The sequence below is a fragment of the Streptomyces sp. NPDC015220 genome (assembly GCF_043079345.1).
GTDB lineage: Bacteria > Actinomycetota > Actinomycetes > Streptomycetales > Streptomycetaceae > Streptomyces.
The window spans coordinates 377,391-392,144 of sequence record NZ_JBIBUK010000001.1; the positions used below are offsets into that span (position 1 = coordinate 377,391).

At 72.4% G+C, this 14,754-nt stretch carries 15 protein-coding genes; 10 read left to right on the plus strand and 5 right to left on the minus strand.

Annotation, left to right across the window (positions count from 1 at the left end):
* Positions 1 to 227: 227 nt before the first annotated feature.
* Positions 228 to 1,835 (minus strand): regulator, encoded by a 1,608-nt coding sequence (locus ACF061_RS02000; RefSeq protein WP_392264834.1) that lies wholly within the window; start codon positions 1,833 to 1,835, stop codon positions 228 to 230.
* Between the two features lie 200 nt (positions 1,836 to 2,035).
* Here ACF061_RS02000 and lipB point away from each other — a divergent pair, with 200 nt between their 5' ends.
* From lipB to ACF061_RS02020, 4 genes are all read left to right on the plus strand, one after another.
* Positions 2,036 to 2,878 carry a lipoyl(octanoyl) transferase LipB gene (lipB, locus tag ACF061_RS02005; RefSeq protein ID WP_392264835.1) on the plus strand — a complete coding sequence of 281 codons (843 nt, stop codon included), beginning with the start codon at positions 2,036 to 2,038 and terminating at the stop codon, positions 2,876 to 2,878.
* Positions 2,879 to 3,017: 139 nt separating this feature from the next.
* Complete coding sequence (lipA, locus tag ACF061_RS02010) at positions 3,018 to 3,983, plus strand: lipoyl synthase (protein WP_392264836.1); 966 nt, start codon at positions 3,018 to 3,020, stop codon at positions 3,981 to 3,983.
* 266 nt (positions 3,984 to 4,249) lie between these two features.
* Positions 4,250 to 4,450, plus strand: a complete 201-nt coding sequence (locus ACF061_RS02015; protein WP_392264837.1) for a hypothetical protein — start codon at positions 4,250 to 4,252, stop codon at positions 4,448 to 4,450.
* Between the two features lie 152 nt (positions 4,451 to 4,602).
* Positions 4,603 to 5,304: a DUF4191 domain-containing protein gene (locus ACF061_RS02020; protein WP_392264838.1), complete on the plus strand. Its 702-nt coding sequence runs from the start codon at positions 4,603 to 4,605 to the stop codon at positions 5,302 to 5,304.
* 479 nt (positions 5,305 to 5,783) lie between these two features.
* On the opposite strand, the gene ACF061_RS02025 is transcribed toward ACF061_RS02020, so the two are convergent.
* Positions 5,784 to 6,251: an RDD family protein gene (locus tag ACF061_RS02025; protein ID WP_392264839.1), complete on the minus strand. Its 468-nt coding sequence runs from the start codon at positions 6,249 to 6,251 to the stop codon at positions 5,784 to 5,786.
* Between the two features lie 207 nt (positions 6,252 to 6,458).
* On the opposite strand from ACF061_RS02025, the gene glnA reads away from it, so the two are divergent.
* A complete protein-coding gene (glnA, locus tag ACF061_RS02030; RefSeq protein WP_392264840.1) occupies positions 6,459 to 7,868 on the plus strand; it encodes a type I glutamate--ammonia ligase in 1,410 nt (469 codons plus the stop codon).
* Between the two features lie 102 nt (positions 7,869 to 7,970).
* Here the strand turns inward: glnA and ACF061_RS02035 are convergent, their stop codons facing one another.
* Positions 7,971 to 8,237: a hypothetical protein gene (locus ACF061_RS02035; protein ID WP_392264841.1), complete on the minus strand. Its 267-nt coding sequence runs from the start codon at positions 8,235 to 8,237 to the stop codon at positions 7,971 to 7,973.
* A gap of 272 nt (positions 8,238 to 8,509) precedes the next feature.
* Here ACF061_RS02035 and ACF061_RS02040 point away from each other — a divergent pair, with 272 nt between their 5' ends.
* The 5 genes from ACF061_RS02040 to ACF061_RS02060 all read left to right on the plus strand — a co-directional run bounded on the left by ACF061_RS02040 (position 8,510) and on the right by ACF061_RS02060 (position 13,027).
* The gene (locus ACF061_RS02040) at positions 8,510 to 8,767 is read left to right on the plus strand and encodes a hypothetical protein (RefSeq protein WP_392264842.1); all 258 of its coding nucleotides are present in this window, start codon (positions 8,510 to 8,512) and stop codon (positions 8,765 to 8,767) included.
* A 356-nt stretch (positions 8,768 to 9,123) separates the two neighbouring features.
* Positions 9,124 to 10,047, plus strand: a complete 924-nt coding sequence (gene htpX, locus ACF061_RS02045; protein WP_392264843.1) for a zinc metalloprotease HtpX — start codon at positions 9,124 to 9,126, stop codon at positions 10,045 to 10,047.
* A gap of 2 nt (positions 10,048 to 10,049) precedes the next feature.
* Positions 10,050 to 10,634 carry a hypothetical protein gene (locus ACF061_RS02050; protein WP_392264844.1) on the plus strand — a complete coding sequence of 195 codons (585 nt, stop codon included), beginning with the start codon at positions 10,050 to 10,052 and terminating at the stop codon, positions 10,632 to 10,634.
* An 82-nt stretch (positions 10,635 to 10,716) separates the two neighbouring features.
* Positions 10,717 to 11,460 carry an alpha/beta hydrolase gene (locus tag ACF061_RS02055; RefSeq protein WP_392264845.1) on the plus strand — a complete coding sequence of 248 codons (744 nt, stop codon included), beginning with the start codon at positions 10,717 to 10,719 and terminating at the stop codon, positions 11,458 to 11,460.
* 388 nt (positions 11,461 to 11,848) lie between these two features.
* On the plus strand, positions 11,849 to 13,027 hold the full coding sequence (locus ACF061_RS02060; RefSeq protein ID WP_392264846.1) for a winged helix DNA-binding domain-containing protein: 1,179 nt from the start codon (positions 11,849 to 11,851) through the stop codon (positions 13,025 to 13,027).
* Positions 13,028 to 13,258: 231 nt separating this feature from the next.
* On the opposite strand, the gene ACF061_RS02065 is transcribed toward ACF061_RS02060, so the two are convergent.
* A complete protein-coding gene (locus tag ACF061_RS02065) occupies positions 13,259 to 13,573 on the minus strand; it encodes a hypothetical protein (RefSeq protein WP_392264847.1) in 315 nt (104 codons plus the stop codon).
* Positions 13,574 to 13,769: 196 nt separating this feature from the next.
* Positions 13,770 to 14,675, minus strand: coding sequence for a polysaccharide deacetylase family protein (locus ACF061_RS02070; RefSeq protein ID WP_392264848.1), 906 nt, complete (start codon positions 14,673 to 14,675; stop codon positions 13,770 to 13,772).
* Positions 14,676 to 14,754: the final 79 nt, after the last annotated feature.

Sequence of the window (14,754 nt, forward strand, 5' to 3'; positions counted from 1 at the left end):
GGCCGGGGGGGGGGGGGGGGGGGGGTCCCGGGGGCCCCCCCCCCCCGGGCCGGGGGGGGGGGGGGGGGGGGGGGGGGGGGGGGGGCGGCCCCCCCCCCCCCCCCCCCCCCTCGCCGTCTCCGGTGACCCCCGGCCTGAGCATCGAGGTGAGCGACCCGGGAACCTCACCCCGTCCGCCCCCGCCGGGCCACGCCCCCGGTCCGACCGTCACGGTGCCGCCGACCGGGTCAGCCCAGTGCCGCGGTCCTGTCCCGGTAGGCGCGCGCCGGCGCCGTGTCCTTGTACGGCTCCAGGCGGCGTTCGAAGTCGCGGACGTACTCGTCAGCGCGGACCGAGCGCATCTCGGCGGCCTGGCCCGCCGCCTCGGCGCCCAGACGGCAGGCCTGGTCGAGGTCGCCGAGGCCGAGGCGGGCGGTGGCGAGGACGACGCGGCAGAACAGACGGCTGCGGGCGTACACCGGGGCGCGCAGTTGCAGCGAGCGCTCGGCGTACTGGGCGGCGGTGCGGTACTGCTGCAGGTCCCGGTGGCAGTGCCCGAACTCGTCGGCGAGCTGGGCCTCGTCGAAGAAGCGCGCCCAGAACGGCACCTCGTCGCCGGGCCGGGCGTTCTCCAGGGCGCGTTCGGCCCGCACCAGGGAGGCGGTGCAGGCGCGCACGTCGCCGAGCGTCGCGTGCCCGCGCGCCTCGGCGGCGTGCAGCAGCGCCTGGACGACGGGCGGAACCGAGGCGCCGACCCCCTGCTGCGCCACCCGCGCGAGCTGGACCGCCTCCCGTCCGTGCGCCAGGTAGACGGCCTGGCGGCTCATGGTGACCAGCACGTAGGCGCCGTAGGGCCGGTCCCCGGCGGCCTGGGCGAGCCGGAGCGCCTGGACGAAGTAGCGCTGGGCGAGCCCGTGCGCGGCGATGTCGTACGACGTCCAGCCGACGAGGCGGGTCAGGTCGGCGGCCGCCGCGAACAGGCGGCGGCCCGTCTGCTCGCCGTAGCCGCCGCGCAGCATCGGCTCGCACTCGTGCTCCAGGTAGCGCACCAGGGCCTGACGGGCGTGGCCGCCGCCGTACATGTCGTCGAGCGTGCGGAACAGCTCCCCGACCGAGCGCAGCGCGGCGATGTCGCCCGCGGTGACCCGCTGGCCCGGCTCGCGCTCGGTGCGGCCGCGGTCGCCGCGGCCCCGCTGCCGGGGAACCCCGCCCGCGGGGTTCCCGGCAGCGGGTTGCCCGGCTGCCGGCCGCCCGGCTCCGGCCGACGACGGCCCCGCGGCCGGAACGCCGCTTACGCCCTGGCCCGCGGGTACGCCCTGGCCCGCGAGCGTGCCCTGGCCGGCGTGGGCGCCCTGTGCTCCCTGGCTTCCCTGGGCGGGCAGCCGGACGGCGGGCGTCTCTCCGCGGGCGACCCGGTCGTCGGCGCGCCCGATCAGCCAGTCCCGGCTGGGCACCACCAGACCGGCCGGGGTGAAGGCGATCTTGCGCAGCTCGGCGTGGCTGCCGGAGTCCTTGCGCCACAGCCCGCTGACGATGTCGACGGCCTCCTCCGGGGCGGCGGCGAACTCCAGCCCGGCGTACACCGGGGCGCAGGCGTCGAGGCCGAGGTCCTGGGCGGTCAGCCGACGGCCGAGGCGCCGGGTGAAGACCTCCGCGATCAGGGCGGGCGTGGTCCCGCGCGGCTGCTGGCCGCGCAGCCAGCGGGTGACCGAGGTCTTGTCGTATCTCAGGTCCAGCCCGTGTTCGAGACCGAGCTGGTCCACGCGGCGGGCCAATCCCGCGTTGGAGAATCCCGCTTCTGCGATGAGCGCGGCGAGCTGGCGGTTGGGAGTGCGCTGCGCGGGTCGTTCCGTCATCTGCGGTGCGGTCTCCTGCCTTTCGGGCGCCCGCGCGGCCGCGTGGACGCCCGGATTGCCTGTGAGCAGCCCTTATGGCCCTGTGAACGGCGCGAATGTAGCGGAGAGTGAGCACCCGACCGCGGTCTTCGTCCAGCATTCATCCGATCGTGTGAGGATTCCCCGCGCGGCTGACGTTCGACGGCCGGACGTACAGTGGCGTGGGCACGCTACGTGCCTTACGACTCTCCAGGGAGGCGCTTGCCGTGAGTGAGCTGCGGTTCGTCCGCATGGGATTCGGTGCCGAGGCCGTGGACTACCAGGAGGCCTGGGACGAGCAGCGCCGGGTGCACGCCGCCCGGTTCACGGACGAGGTCCCCGACACCGTGCTGCTCCTCGAGCACCCGCCGGTCTACACCGCCGGCCGGCGTACCCAGGACAGTGAGCGGCCGCTCGACGGCACGCCCGTCATCGACGTGGACCGCGGCGGCAAGATCACCTGGCACGGTCCCGGCCAGCTGGTCGGCTACCCGATCCAGAAGCTGCCCCGCCCGGTGGACGTCGTGGCACACGTGCGACGCCTGGAGGAGGCGCTGATCCGCAGTTGCGCGGAGTTCGGCCTGGAGACCACCCGGGTCGAGGGCCGCAGCGGAGTGTGGGTGCTCGGCGACCCGGTCGAGCGGCGGCCCGCGCTGGGCGGACTGTCCCTCGACTTCGACCCGCGGCTGACCGACGAGGAGTTCGACCCCCGGCTCAACGGCCCGGAGTACGCCCCCTCCAACGCCGGCCAGCGACGCGAGGACCGGAAGCTGGCGCAGATCGGCATCCGGGTGGCCAAGGGCGTCACGATGCACGGTTTCTCGCTCAATGTGAATCCGGACACCACCTGGTTCGACCGGATCATCCCGTGCGGCATCCGGGACGCGGGCGTCACCTCGATCGCCCACGAGCTCGGCCGGGACGTCACCATCGCCGAGGTGCTGCCCGTCGTCGAGCGGCATCTGCGGGAGATCCTGGAGAACGCCGAGCCGAAGCCGCGCGAGATCGAGCGGCTGACCGCCTGACCGGGGCCGGGGACGGCCGGGCCGGGCCCCGGGGGAATGATCCCCGCCCCCCGCGGGTTGGCCTCACCGGCAGGGCAGGGCGCACACAACACGGGCGTACGCTGGGTACGCCGAAGAATCGAAGCTACAGGGAGCCGACGTGTCCGCAGTCGCACCCGACGGACGCAAGATGCTGCGCCTGGAGGTCCGCAACAGCCAGACCCCCATCGAGCGCAAGCCCGAGTGGATCAAGACCCGGGCGAAAATGGGTCCCGAGTACACGAAGATGCAGAACCTCGTGAAGAGCGAGGGCCTGCACACGGTCTGCCAGGAAGCCGGCTGCCCGAACATCTACGAATGCTGGGAGGACCGCGAGGCGACCTTCCTCATCGGCGGCGACCAGTGCACCCGGCGCTGCGACTTCTGCCAGATCGACACCGGCAAGCCCGAGGCGCTGGACCGCGACGAGCCGCGCCGCGTCGGCGAGTCCGTGGTCACCATGGACCTGAACTACGCCACCATCACCGGCGTCGCCCGCGACGACCTGGCGGACGGCGGCGCCTGGCTGTACGCCGAGACCGTGCGCCAGATCCACCAGCAGACGGCGGGGCGCGAGGGCGGCCGGACGAAGGTGGAACTGCTCGCCCCCGACTTCAACGCCGTCCCCGAGCAGCTGGCGGAGGTCTTCGCCGCCCGTCCCGAGGTCTTCGCGCACAACGTCGAGACGGTGCCGCGGATCTTCAAGCGCATCCGCCCCGGTTTCCGCTACGAGCGCTCCCTGAAGGTCATCACCGAGGCCCGCGACTACGGCCTGGTGACCAAGTCCAACCTCATCCTCGGCATGGGCGAGACCCGCGAGGAGGTCAGCGACGCGCTGAAGCAGCTGCACGAGGCCGGCTGCGAACTGGTCACCATCACCCAGTACCTGCGGCCGAGCGTGCGCCACCACCCGGTCGAGCGCTGGGTGAAGCCGCAGGAGTTCGTCGAGCTGAAGGAGGAGGCCGAGCAGATCGGCTTCTCGGGCGTGATGTCCGGACCGCTGGTACGGTCCTCCTACCGCGCCGGGCGCCTGTACCGGATGGCCGTCGAGAAGCGCGGCTCCTTCGTCGCCTCCCAGGCGGTCTGAGACACCGTCAGCCTCCGTGCCCCGCACGGGCCGGGGCCGCGTGTGAATTCGCGCACAAGAACCTACTGTCAAGTAGTGGCCGATACGACGCGGCCCCGACCGTCGCCGCAGATGAGGGCGCCCATCGGGGCCGCGTCACCCTTTTGGCCTGCGACGTCGGCACTTCATGGGCGTTTGACCGGTCGGTCATCCCCTGGTAACACCAATCAGTGACCCTGGACTCACGCCACGTACACCCGGAGCCGTTTCGAGGGGGGACCTCCACCATGCAGGCCGCGCCCGTCCGCGCCACAGCCATCCCGTCCTTCACCGGCGCGCTGCGCGCCGTCGAGTCGCTGCTGATGAGCGGCGGCCAGCGCACCGCCCGCCGCAACGCCTGGACCTCCGTCCTGGAGGACCGCCGCCGCGCCAAGGACCGGGTCGAGGCCCAGCGCGTCCTCGACCAGTTCCCCGCCGTCCGCCCCTGAGCGGACCCGCCGACCAGTTCCCCGCCGTCCATCCCTGAGGGAACCCCGTCCGTCTCTGAGCGGACCCGCCGTCCGGCACCGCTCGCCGCTCCCGCGGCCCGCGCGGGCACTGCCGTCGTCGGCCGCTTCCTCGGCCACGTAGACTTCGTGGCATGGCGAGGAAGGAACCCGCAGCCGAGGCTGCCAACTCGGGGCGACTGAAGCAGATCGCTCTGACGTACAAGATGACTCGCAAGGCCGATCCCAAGATCGGACTTGTACTCGCGGCTGTCGGCATCGTCACGTTCGGTGTCCTCCTCGGGATCGGCTTCCTGATCGGCCACCCGGTCTACCTCGGCATCCTGGGCCTCCTGCTCGCCCTCCTGGCGATGGCCGTCGTGTTCGGGCGCCGGGCCGAGCGGGCCGCCTTCGGACAGATGGAGGGCCAGCCGGGCGCGGCCGCGGCGGTGCTGGACAACATCGGCCGCGGGTGGACCACCACTCCGGCGGTCGCCATGAACCGCAGTCAGGACGTGGTGCACCGCGCGGTCGGCAAGGCCGGCATCGTGCTGGTCGGCGAGGGCAATCCCAACCGGGTGAAGTCCCTGCTCGCCGCCGAGAAGAAGAAGATGTCCCGGATCGTGGCCGACGTCCCGGTGCACGACGTGATCGTCGGCAACGGCGAGGGCCAGGTGGAGCTGAAGAAGCTCCGCACCACGATGCTGAAGTACCCGCGCGTGCTGAGCGGCCCGCAGGTCACCGCGACCAACGACCGGCTGCGCGCCCTGGGCGACCTGATGAGCAACATGCCGCTGCCGAAGGGGCCGATGCCCAAGGGCATGCGGATGCCTCGGGGCGGTCCGCGGACCCGCTGACACCACCGTACGAAGCACCGTACCGAAGCCTGTGCCGAAGGGGCGCCCGGAGTGGACCGGGCGCCCCTTCGGCACAGGAACGCCGGCGGTGGGGACGTCGGCCGGCGACGCCGCCGATGCCCTGGGCCCCGGGCAGGCCGTCCCCCGCGGGGGTCGCGCCCGCCCCTGCCGGGTGTGTGCCCACAACCGAAGACACTTACGGGCCGAGTGCTCTCGCACCTCTCAGATGAGCGTCACGAGGACATGCATCGCCTGAGTGTCCTCGGTTTCCGGCACGCATACCCCCCGGCGGCGACCTCCACGGACGGCGGACGCCCCACGCGTGAAGCCGGGCCCTGCACGCGCAGGCGGGACGTACGGGGGAAGGTGGCACGCCTCGTACGGACACGCGGGACGTACGCGGGACGTACGCGGGACGTACGCGGGCGAGCGGGTCGCACACAGGCGCACCCGCGGTCCCGGGATCACCGCGGAGCGGTCTAGCCGCGCACCTCCACGGTGCCCGCCAGCCGGTCGTGCAGACCACGGCCGTCGCGGTCCCAGATCAGCGCCGGGATGGCGACGCACAGCAGGACCGTGCGCAGCAGGGCGCGCAGCGGCTGCACCCCGCCGGTGCGCAGGGCGACCACACGCAGACCGAAGAGGCGCTTGCCGGGGGTGCAGCCGACGGTGCCGACGGTGAGGACGCCGAGCACGAAGAAGATGAGCAGCGCCCAGTTGCCGGTCGCCTGGTCGTAGCCGTGGGTGATGAGACCGTACGCGATCAGCATGCACAGGGCCCAGTCGACGGCGACGGCGCCCAGCCGCCGCCCGGGTCGGGCGATCGAGCCCGGTCCCTGCTCCGGCAGCCCCAGCCGTTCGCCCCGGTAACCGAGGTCGGCGCCGGCGTCCTCCATGGCCGCGCGCGGCCCGGAGAGCCACGATCCCACTGCTTGCCTGTTGTCCACCCGACCACGGTACTGCGAGGCTGGAGGGAGGCAGGCCGCCGGGGTGTCCACGGACGTGACCCCACCCGGGTCGGTTAACTTCTGCGAAACAAATGGGTCACGCCCGAGAAATCACCCGTCCCTAGGGTCGAGGGAGCGTGTGCCACCGCACTGGCCGCACGAACGATCTACCACCCCGGCGGGACGGTCGGGAGTAGGAGGAGCTGGATGTTCCAGAACGCCGACGAGGCCAAGAAGTACATCGCGGACGAGGACGTCAAGTTCATCGACGTCCGCTTCTGCGACCTGCCGGGCGTCATGCAGCACTTCACGTTGCCCGCCGAGGCGTTCGACCCCGACGAGGAGCAGGCGTTCGACGGGTCCTCGATCCGCGGCTTCCAGGCCATCCACGAGTCCGACATGTCCCTGCGCGCCGACCTGTCCACCGCGCGCGTGGACCCGTTCCGCCGGGACAAGACCCTCAACATCAACTTCTTCATCCACGACCCGATCACGGGCGAGCAGTACTCCCGTGACCCGCGCAACGTGGCGAAGAAGGCCGAGGCGTACCTGGCGTCCACCGGGATCGCCGACACCGCGTTCTTCGGTCCCGAGGCCGAGTTCTACGTCTTCGACAACGTCCGGTTCCGGACCGCCGAGAACGAGGCGTTCTACCACATCGACTCCGAGGCCGGAGCCTGGAACACCGGTGCGCTCGAGGACAACCGCGGTTACAAGGTCCGCTACAAGGGCGGCTACTTCCCGGTCCCGCCGGTCGACCACTTCGCCGACCTGCGCGCGGAGATCTCCCTGGAGCTGGCCAAGGCCGGTCTGAAGGTGGAGCGCCAGCACCACGAGGTGGGCACCGCCGGCCAGGCCGAGATCAACTACAAGTTCAACACGCTGCTCGCCGCCGCGGACGACCTGCAGCTGTTCAAGTACATCGTGAAGAACGTCGCCTGGCGCAACGGCAAGACGGCGACCTTCATGCCGAAGCCGATCTTCGGCGACAACGGCTCGGGCATGCACGTGCACCAGTCGCTGTGGAGCAACGGCGACCCGCTCTTCTACGACGAGGCCGGTTACGCGGGCCTGTCGGACACCGCCCGCTACTACATCGGCGGCATCCTCAAGCACGCGCCGTCGCTGCTGGCCTTCACCAACCCGACGGTGAACTCCTACCACCGCCTGGTGCCGGGCTTCGAGGCGCCGGTGAACCTGGTGTACTCGCAGCGCAACCGCTCCGCCGCGATGCGTATCCCGATCACCGGTTCGAACCCGAAGGCCAAGCGCGTCGAGTTCCGCGCCCCGGACGCCTCCGGCAACCCGTACCTGGCCTTCTCGGCGCTGCTGCTGGCGGGCCTGGACGGCATCAAGAACAAGATCGAGCCGGCCGAGCCGATCGACAAGGACCTCTACGAGCTGGCTCCCGAGGAGCACGCCAACGTCGCGCAGGTCCCGACCTCCCTCGGCGCCGTCCTCGACCGCCTCGAGGCCGACCACGAGTTCCTCCTCCAGGGCGACGTCTTCACGCCCGACCTGATCGAGACGTGGATCGACTTCAAGCGCACCAACGAGATCGCCCCGCTGCAGCTGCGTCCGCACCCGCACGAGTTCGAGCTGTACTTCGACGTGTGATCGACGCGCCTCACCAGCGTTTCGGTCCGCCCCCCGTGCGATGCACGGGGGGCGGACCTCGCTCGTCGTGGGCTACGGGCCCACCGCCGTCGCCGGACGGCGTCAGAGCACGATCACGACGACGGCGCCCTGGTTGCCGAAGCCGTAGCCGTACCCGTACCCGGGTCCGTAGAAGGTTCCACGGCCGCCCCGGTCGCCGTAGCCGCAGCCACCGTTCCACCCGTGACCGCAGCCATGACTCGTGACGGTCGGTGCCTTGGGCGGTGTGACCGCCGCGGCCGTACCCGCCGTGCCGATCGCCGCGCCGCCCGCCAGCAGAACACCGGCGGTGGACAGTGCGAAGAGACGCCTCGCGCGTGGTGTTTTCATGGAAAACCTTCCTTCCACCCACTCGTGCAGCTTCTCGGGGAACGTGACGGAAGGCCGCGGCCGCAGCGCGATCACTCCCAATCGAGGCTAACCGTCACCCCGCGACTCGGCATCCTGGGCCGTTCGGGGGACGACCTCGGGCCGCAGCGGACACGGACACCGCGGAGCGCGGTCCGGGCTCCCGGTGACGTGCAACCTTCCGGCGTCTCGTGTGTCTCCTAGTGACGGGAGATGATCCCTCGTCGACATACAGGAGCGGAAGGGTAACGGGGATGACGGAACACGATGATTTCCCGAGCGAGTTCGATCACAAGTGGGCGAACGCCGCCGAGCACAAGGAGCCCTCCGCCCGGGCCCGGATGCTCGCCGCCCGCTGGAAGGACAACCCGCCGGGCCCGGTCCCCTTCCGCGGCGACCCCGACCCGGTCGCCCCCCGCCGCTCCTCGTGGATATCCACGGCCGTGGTCCTCGGCTGCGTCGCCGCCGTGATCCTGCTCATCGGGTACGCCCAGACCCGCGCACTGTACTGAGCGGCACCCCGCGATCCCCGCGCCGGCCCGCCCGCGCCCGGTGTCGTGCCCCCCGGGACGACCGTGAACCCGCCGCCCCCGTCACCCGCCGCCCCCGTCACCCGTCGCGCCGTCCGGCCGTACAGGGCCGGACGCGCTACCGGCGGGTCCCGAGGACCGGCTGCCGGCCCGGGCCGGGTGGCGTGGGTGGGCGAGCCGCTGGACCGGGTCGCCTCGCGCGGCGGCCGGCTCCGATCCGTACCGGTTCCACCGCGACCGGCTCCGGACCGTACCGGTTCGGATCCGCGCCGGTCCGGGAGGGTCGGCAGGTGCACACTGGATGTCGGGACGAGTGCCTGACTGCGGGGTGATGCAAAATGCAGAGCCGCTTCCGGAGCGACCGGCGGCTGACCGTGCGCATGGGGGTCACGCTGTTCCTGCTCGGGTTGCTGTACGTGGCGTTCGTGGCGGCGCTGATCGTGCTGCTCAAGTCGTGGGTGCTGGTCGTGGTGATCGCGGCGGCCGTGCTCATCGCCCAGTACTGGTTCTCCGACCGGATCGCGCTGTTCGCGATGCACGGCCGGGTGGTGGAACGGGAGGAGTTCCCGGAACTGCACGCGGTGGTCGACCGACTGTGCGCCATCGCCGACATGCCCAAACCGGTGGTCGCCGTGTCCACCCTGGACATGCCGAACGCATTCGCGACCGGGCGGAACCCGGACAACGCCGTGGTGTGCGTGACGACCGGTCTCCTGCGACGGCTGGAACCGGCAGAGCTGGAGGGCGTGCTCGCGCACGAGCTGTCGCACGTGGCGCACAAGGACGTCGCCGTGATCACGGTCGCGTCCTTCCTCGGCGTCATCGCGGGGCTGGTCGTGCGGTTCGCCTTCTACTCCGAGATCTTCGGCGGCCGGGGCCGCAAGGACCAGAACACCCTGGCCGTGTTCGCCATGGTCATGGCGGTGTCGGCGGCGGTGTACGCGATCAGCTTCCTGCTGATCAGGGCCCTGTCCCGGTACCGGGAACTCGCCGCGGACCGTGCTGCGGCCCTGCTGACCGGGCGGCCCTCCGCACTGGCCTCCGCACTCACCAAGGTCACCGGCGACATCGCCCGGATCCCCTCCGAGGACCTGCGCACGGCCCAGGCGTTCAACGCCTTCTACTTCACACCGGCGCTGGGCTCCGAGCCCGGCGTCTCCCGGCTCTTCTCCACCCACCCGAGCCTGGAGCAGCGGCTGGCACAGCTCGGGCGGATCTCCGCCGAGCTGGGCGAGGCCGCGACGCCGGGGAAGGCCGGCTGAGCATGGGGCTGCTGGACATCCTGCTCGGCCGTACGAAACCCGCCCTGCCCGATCTCGACCAGTTGTTCGGGCTGCCGTCGGCGGCGGTGACGCTGCAGGCGGCGGCCGGCTTCACCCCGACCGGGCAGGGCGCGGTGTGCTTCGCGACGGTCGAGGGCGCCGCCTTCGAGCAGACGCACCGCGAGGTCCAGGCGCTGCTGGACGCCGACGCCGGCCGCACGGGTCCGCCGGTGGAGCTGACCCAGGACTCCTACGGGTACTCCTGGCTGGTCTCCCGTCGCTCCCCCGACCAGTTGCCGGAACTCGTCAACGACCTGCACGCCGTCAACAGCGCCATGGAGGTCAACGGCTTCGGCCCCCAGCTCCTGTGCTCGCTGGCCGCCTTCGGTGACGACACCGGCCGCCGCCTCGCCCTGGTGTACCTGTACAAGCGCGGCACGTTCTATCCGTTCGCGCCGCTGCCCGGCCAGGCGCAGCGACGCGACAACGCCCTGGAACTCCGGGTGAAGGCCGCCCTCGTGAACGACCTGCGCGTAGAGGAGGACCTGGGCCGCTGGTTCCCCGTCTGGGGGGCGCCCGGCCTGTAGGACCGCTCGTCACGACCATGCCGGGCTCGCGGAGTCCGGCATCGACCGTACGAAGGCACCGCGGCCGTGAGTGAATGGCGGCATGAACGCGTCCCCGCCCTTCACACCCTTCACGCTCGAGTACGACGGCGAACGGCTCAGCGGTGTGCGCGACGACGGCGGCACGGGCTTCGAAGGGCGCACCGCCGTCCTGCTGCACGGTGCCGGCAACGGCGGCAAGGAACAGCTGCTCCCGCTGCTCGCCGAGTTCACCGCCCGTGGCTGCGGGGGCATCGCGTTCGACTTCTCGGGGCACGGCGACAGCAGTGGCTCGCTGCGCGAGCTGAGCCTGCGCCGCCGTCTCGAGCAGGCGGTGGCGGTGATCGACGGGCACGTGCCGCCCGGCGGGCCGCTGGTGCTGGTGGGATTCAGCATGAGCGGGCAGACCGTGGCCGACCTGGTCGGGCACTACGGGGAGCGGGTGGCGGCCCTCGGTCTGTGCGCTCCGGCGGTGTACGCCGGTGAGGCGTGGGACGTGCCGTTCGGCGACGGGAAGGGACCCTTCAGCGAGATCATCCGCCGTCCCGGCGGCTGGCGCACGGCCCCCGCACTCGACCTCCTACGGGCGTACCGGGGCCGGGCGGTGCTGGCCGTGCCCGGCACGGACGCCGTCATCCCGCCCGCCGTCACCGAGGCCGTCCAGGACGCCCTTTCCACCGGTGCGCGGTTCACCCGACTCGACCTGCCCGACGCGGATCACAAGCTGGGCCGGTGGCTCTACGAACGCCCCGCGGAGCGGCGGCTCTTCGTCAAGGCGGTGCTGGCGGGAGCGGGCGACCGCGGCTGAACGGCGACGAAGGCGTGGGGGCGAAGCGACTGCCGCCGGGGCGCGCGGTCAGCCGTACCGGTCGGCCACGCGGCGGCCGGAACTCCCACGAGGCCGGGGGCGGACGCCCCCGGCCGACGGCCCCTGCCCTCTGTACCGGCGGCTGCTCGACGCCCTGCGCCACTGCCCCGACACGGCGGAGCGCGCCGGTCCGTGGCGCGGCCTCGGCCGCCGGCCGCACGCCCGGGGTGCTGGGCGCCCGGCTGGAGGGGTGTGTGGCCGGGCTGCCGGAACGCCACGGCTGAGGGCCGGTTGTCAGTGGCGTCGGCGAGGATCGCCTCCGGGCGGCCACGTCGTGGGAGTGCCCGCGAGGCGCGTACGGCCGCGGACGGCGACGGGTGGAGGACGCATGGGACGGCGGCACATCGACGTGGCGGAGCGGCGGGCCAGGCTGGCCCTGCGGCACCGGCTGGCGGCGCGGGCGCGGGCGGCGAGTCCGGAGGAGGTCGCGGACTCCCTGGTGGCGCTGCACGGCACGGATCCGGCGACGGTGTACCTGGGGGTGGGCGCGCGTCTGGCGGAGCCGGCGAGGACGGTGCCGGAGACCGAGCGGGCACTGTACGAGGACCGCACGCTGGTGCGGATGCACGGCATGCGGCACACGGTCTTCGTGTTCCCGGCAGAGCTGACGGCCGTGGTGCACGCCTCGACCGGCGTCGCCGTCGCCGCCCGGGCCCGGGCCGCGTTGATCAAGGACATGGCGAAGGCGGGCGCGCCGGACGCGGCCTGGCTGGCGGAGGTGGAGGAGTCGGCGCTAGCGGCGCTGGCCCGGCGCGGTCAGGCCACGGCGGCCGAACTCGCCGAGGACGAGCCGCGGCTGCGCGAGCAGTTCGTGTACGCGGCCGGAAAGCGCTACCAGGGCGTGCACACGGTCTCCTCACGGCTGCTGCGGGTGCTGGGGGTGGAGGGCAAGGTGGTACGCGGGCGGCCGCTGGGTTCCTGGACGTCCACGCAGTTCCGCTGGGCCCTGTCGCCCGAGCATCCCGAACTGGATGTCGCGGGCGCCCAGGCGGACTTGCTGCGGCGCTGGCTCACGACCTGCGGCCCGGCCACCGAGGCCGACCTGAAGTGGTGGACGGGATGGCGGGTGACGGAGGTACGGCGGGCGCTGACGGCGACGGGAGCCCGGGAGGTGTCCCTCGACGAGGGCACGGCGTACGTGGTCGCCGATGACACCGACCCGGTGGCCGGGCCCGCGGAGCCGTGGGCGGCCCTGCTGCCCGGTCTCGACCCGACGGCCATGGGCTGGCAGCAGCGCGACTGGTACCTGGCACCGGGGCTGCGGCCCCGGCTGTTCGACGGCAGTGGCAACGTGGGCCCGACGGTGTGGTGGGACGGCCGGGTGGTCGGCGGGTGGGCCCAGCGTCCCGACGGCGAGATCGTCTGGCGGCTCCTGGAGCGGGAGGGAGTGGGGCGTGACGCGGAGGCGGCGGTCGCCGAGCAGGCGGAGCGCCTGCGCGACCGGCTGGGGCCGACCAGGGTGACGCCGCGCTTCCGCACGCCCCTGGAGAAGGAGCTGACGGCGTAGGCGCCCCGGGGCCCCGCGCCGGGCGGCTCGTCCGCGTCCGGAACCGTGTCCGTGTCCCGGAGACGGCGCTTCCCGGAGGCCCCGTGACCGGACCACCCGCGTCCCGGACCCGCATCCCGGACGCCCCGCGACCGGACCCGCGGACCCGCGGACCCGATGCCGGGTGCTGGGTGCCGGGTGCCGGGTGCCGGGTGCCCCCCAGCTCTCCTGGTGAGGCACCCGGCCGCGGAGTCAGCGCGAGTAGCGCATCAGCGCCCGCACCATGTGGCACGTGGTGTCCGACGGCGGGTGCACGCCGATGAGTTCGGCCGCGCTCCGTATCGTCTCGTTGCGGGCCTGACCCGGCAGGTGGACCCCGGAGTCGAGCAGGGCGATGGCGAGCCGCATCGCCTTCAGACGGCGGTTGTGCGTGACGTACCACTCGCGCGGCCGGCCGGCCGGCAACGGCCGTTTGGCCACGGGCTCGTACGGCAGGTCGAGCGGGACGGGACGCTTCGCGGTGGACTGGGTCGGCAACGGCTTCGGCTTCAGTGCGGCAGCGGGCACAGGCATCCTCCTGGCGCGGTGGGGGCGCCGCCCGGAGACCCTGACGACACCCTCGAACACTGCTTCCATTCTACTGCCGGGCACTGACATCCGGGAGCTCTGAAGACGCACAAAAGCCCAGGTGGAAGAGGTACGTGTCGATGCGTCACCCCGGATGCGCATGATGCGTCCGGGACGGCAGAAAATCGAACACCCGCTATCGGGCCGGTGCTTCGATGTAGTCCTCCAGGCGGGCCACGGCGAAGCCCTGTTCCCCTATGCGCCGGAGCAGGTTGGCGAACATCCGGGTCATCGTGGTGCCCTTGAGCTCGCTCGGCCCGCGGAAGTGGGCCAGGATGATGTCGCCGGGGCGCAGCTTCCGGTCCGCCGTCTGGTACTGCATGTTCTTGATCTGCATGGTCTCCCGCCACCAGACGATCGCCCGGGGCCCGCATTCGCCCACCGCGGTCCTGGTCCCGGTGTCGTACGCGCCGTAGGGCGGACGGAACAGCAGCGGCGCGGTGCCGTACCGCTCGGTGAGGACCTTCTGGCCGCCGCACACCTCCTCCTTCTGGCGGGCGAGCGGGAGGGTGTTCATCGCGGGGTGGTGCAGGGTGTGGTTCTGGATGTGGTTGCCCATCGCCCGGAGCGGCTCGAAGTACGCGTAGTCCGATTTGACCGCGTCGTTCGTCAGGAACATCGTGATCGGCACCTTCAGGTCCCGCATCATCTCTATGAACCTGGGGTCTTTCTCCTGTCCGTCGTCGACGGTGATGAAGACGATCTTCCGCGGGGTGGGTATGTGCGCGAGCACGGGAACGGTCCCGGTGGCGGAGAGCTTGACGGGCTTGTCCGCCGGGGGCTCCGGGGGCGCGGGCAGCGGCTTGAGACCCCACTTGTGCCAGGCCGCCGCGGTGGCGCCCGGCGCTGTCCCGCGGGGGCCGCCCGCGGCGGTGGACGACGGGGGGCCGCCGACGGCGCCGGTCCGGCCGCCGCCCCCGCCGCCGTCTCCCGCACCGGCGCCGCCCCCACCGCATCCGCCGGCCGTCAGGGCCACCGCTGCCATGCACGCCACCACCCCGTGAAACCCGTACGACCTGTCGCGCCCGCTGTGCCGGCTCATCCCTCGGTCCCCCCTGTGACTGAGCTGTGGATGTCGATCATGGGGAACGGTACGCGCCCGCGTGGGACAGGCGTTCGGT

What these genes read in the sequence shown, in the direction of transcription:
- ACF061_RS02000 (WP_392264834.1), bottom strand. Translation starts at nt 1,835, where the DNA reads ATGACGGAACGACCCGCGCAGCGCACTCCCAACCGCCAGCTCGCCGCG.
- glnA (WP_392264840.1), top strand. Translation starts at nt 6,459, where the DNA reads ATGTTCCAGAACGCCGACGAGGCCAAGAAGTACATCGCGGACGAGGAC.
- htpX (WP_392264843.1), top strand. Translation starts at nt 9,124, where the DNA reads ATGCAGAGCCGCTTCCGGAGCGACCGGCGGCTGACCGTGCGCATGGGG.
- ACF061_RS02050 (WP_392264844.1), top strand. Translation starts at nt 10,050, where the DNA reads ATGGGGCTGCTGGACATCCTGCTCGGCCGTACGAAACCCGCCCTGCCC.
- ACF061_RS02020 (WP_392264838.1), top strand. Translation starts at nt 4,603, where the DNA reads ATGGCGAGGAAGGAACCCGCAGCCGAGGCTGCCAACTCGGGGCGACTG.
- ACF061_RS02035 (WP_392264841.1), bottom strand. Translation starts at nt 8,237, where the DNA reads ATGAAAACACCACGCGCGAGGCGTCTCTTCGCACTGTCCACCGCCGGT.
- ACF061_RS02015 (WP_392264837.1), top strand. Translation starts at nt 4,250, where the DNA reads ATGCAGGCCGCGCCCGTCCGCGCCACAGCCATCCCGTCCTTCACCGGC.
- ACF061_RS02040 (WP_392264842.1), top strand. Translation starts at nt 8,510, where the DNA reads ATGACGGAACACGATGATTTCCCGAGCGAGTTCGATCACAAGTGGGCG.
- ACF061_RS02060 (WP_392264846.1), top strand. Translation starts at nt 11,849, where the DNA reads ATGGGACGGCGGCACATCGACGTGGCGGAGCGGCGGGCCAGGCTGGCC.
- ACF061_RS02070 (WP_392264848.1), bottom strand. Translation starts at nt 14,675, where the DNA reads ATGAGCCGGCACAGCGGGCGCGACAGGTCGTACGGGTTTCACGGGGTG.
- ACF061_RS02055 (WP_392264845.1), top strand. Translation starts at nt 10,717, where the DNA reads ATGAACGCGTCCCCGCCCTTCACACCCTTCACGCTCGAGTACGACGGC.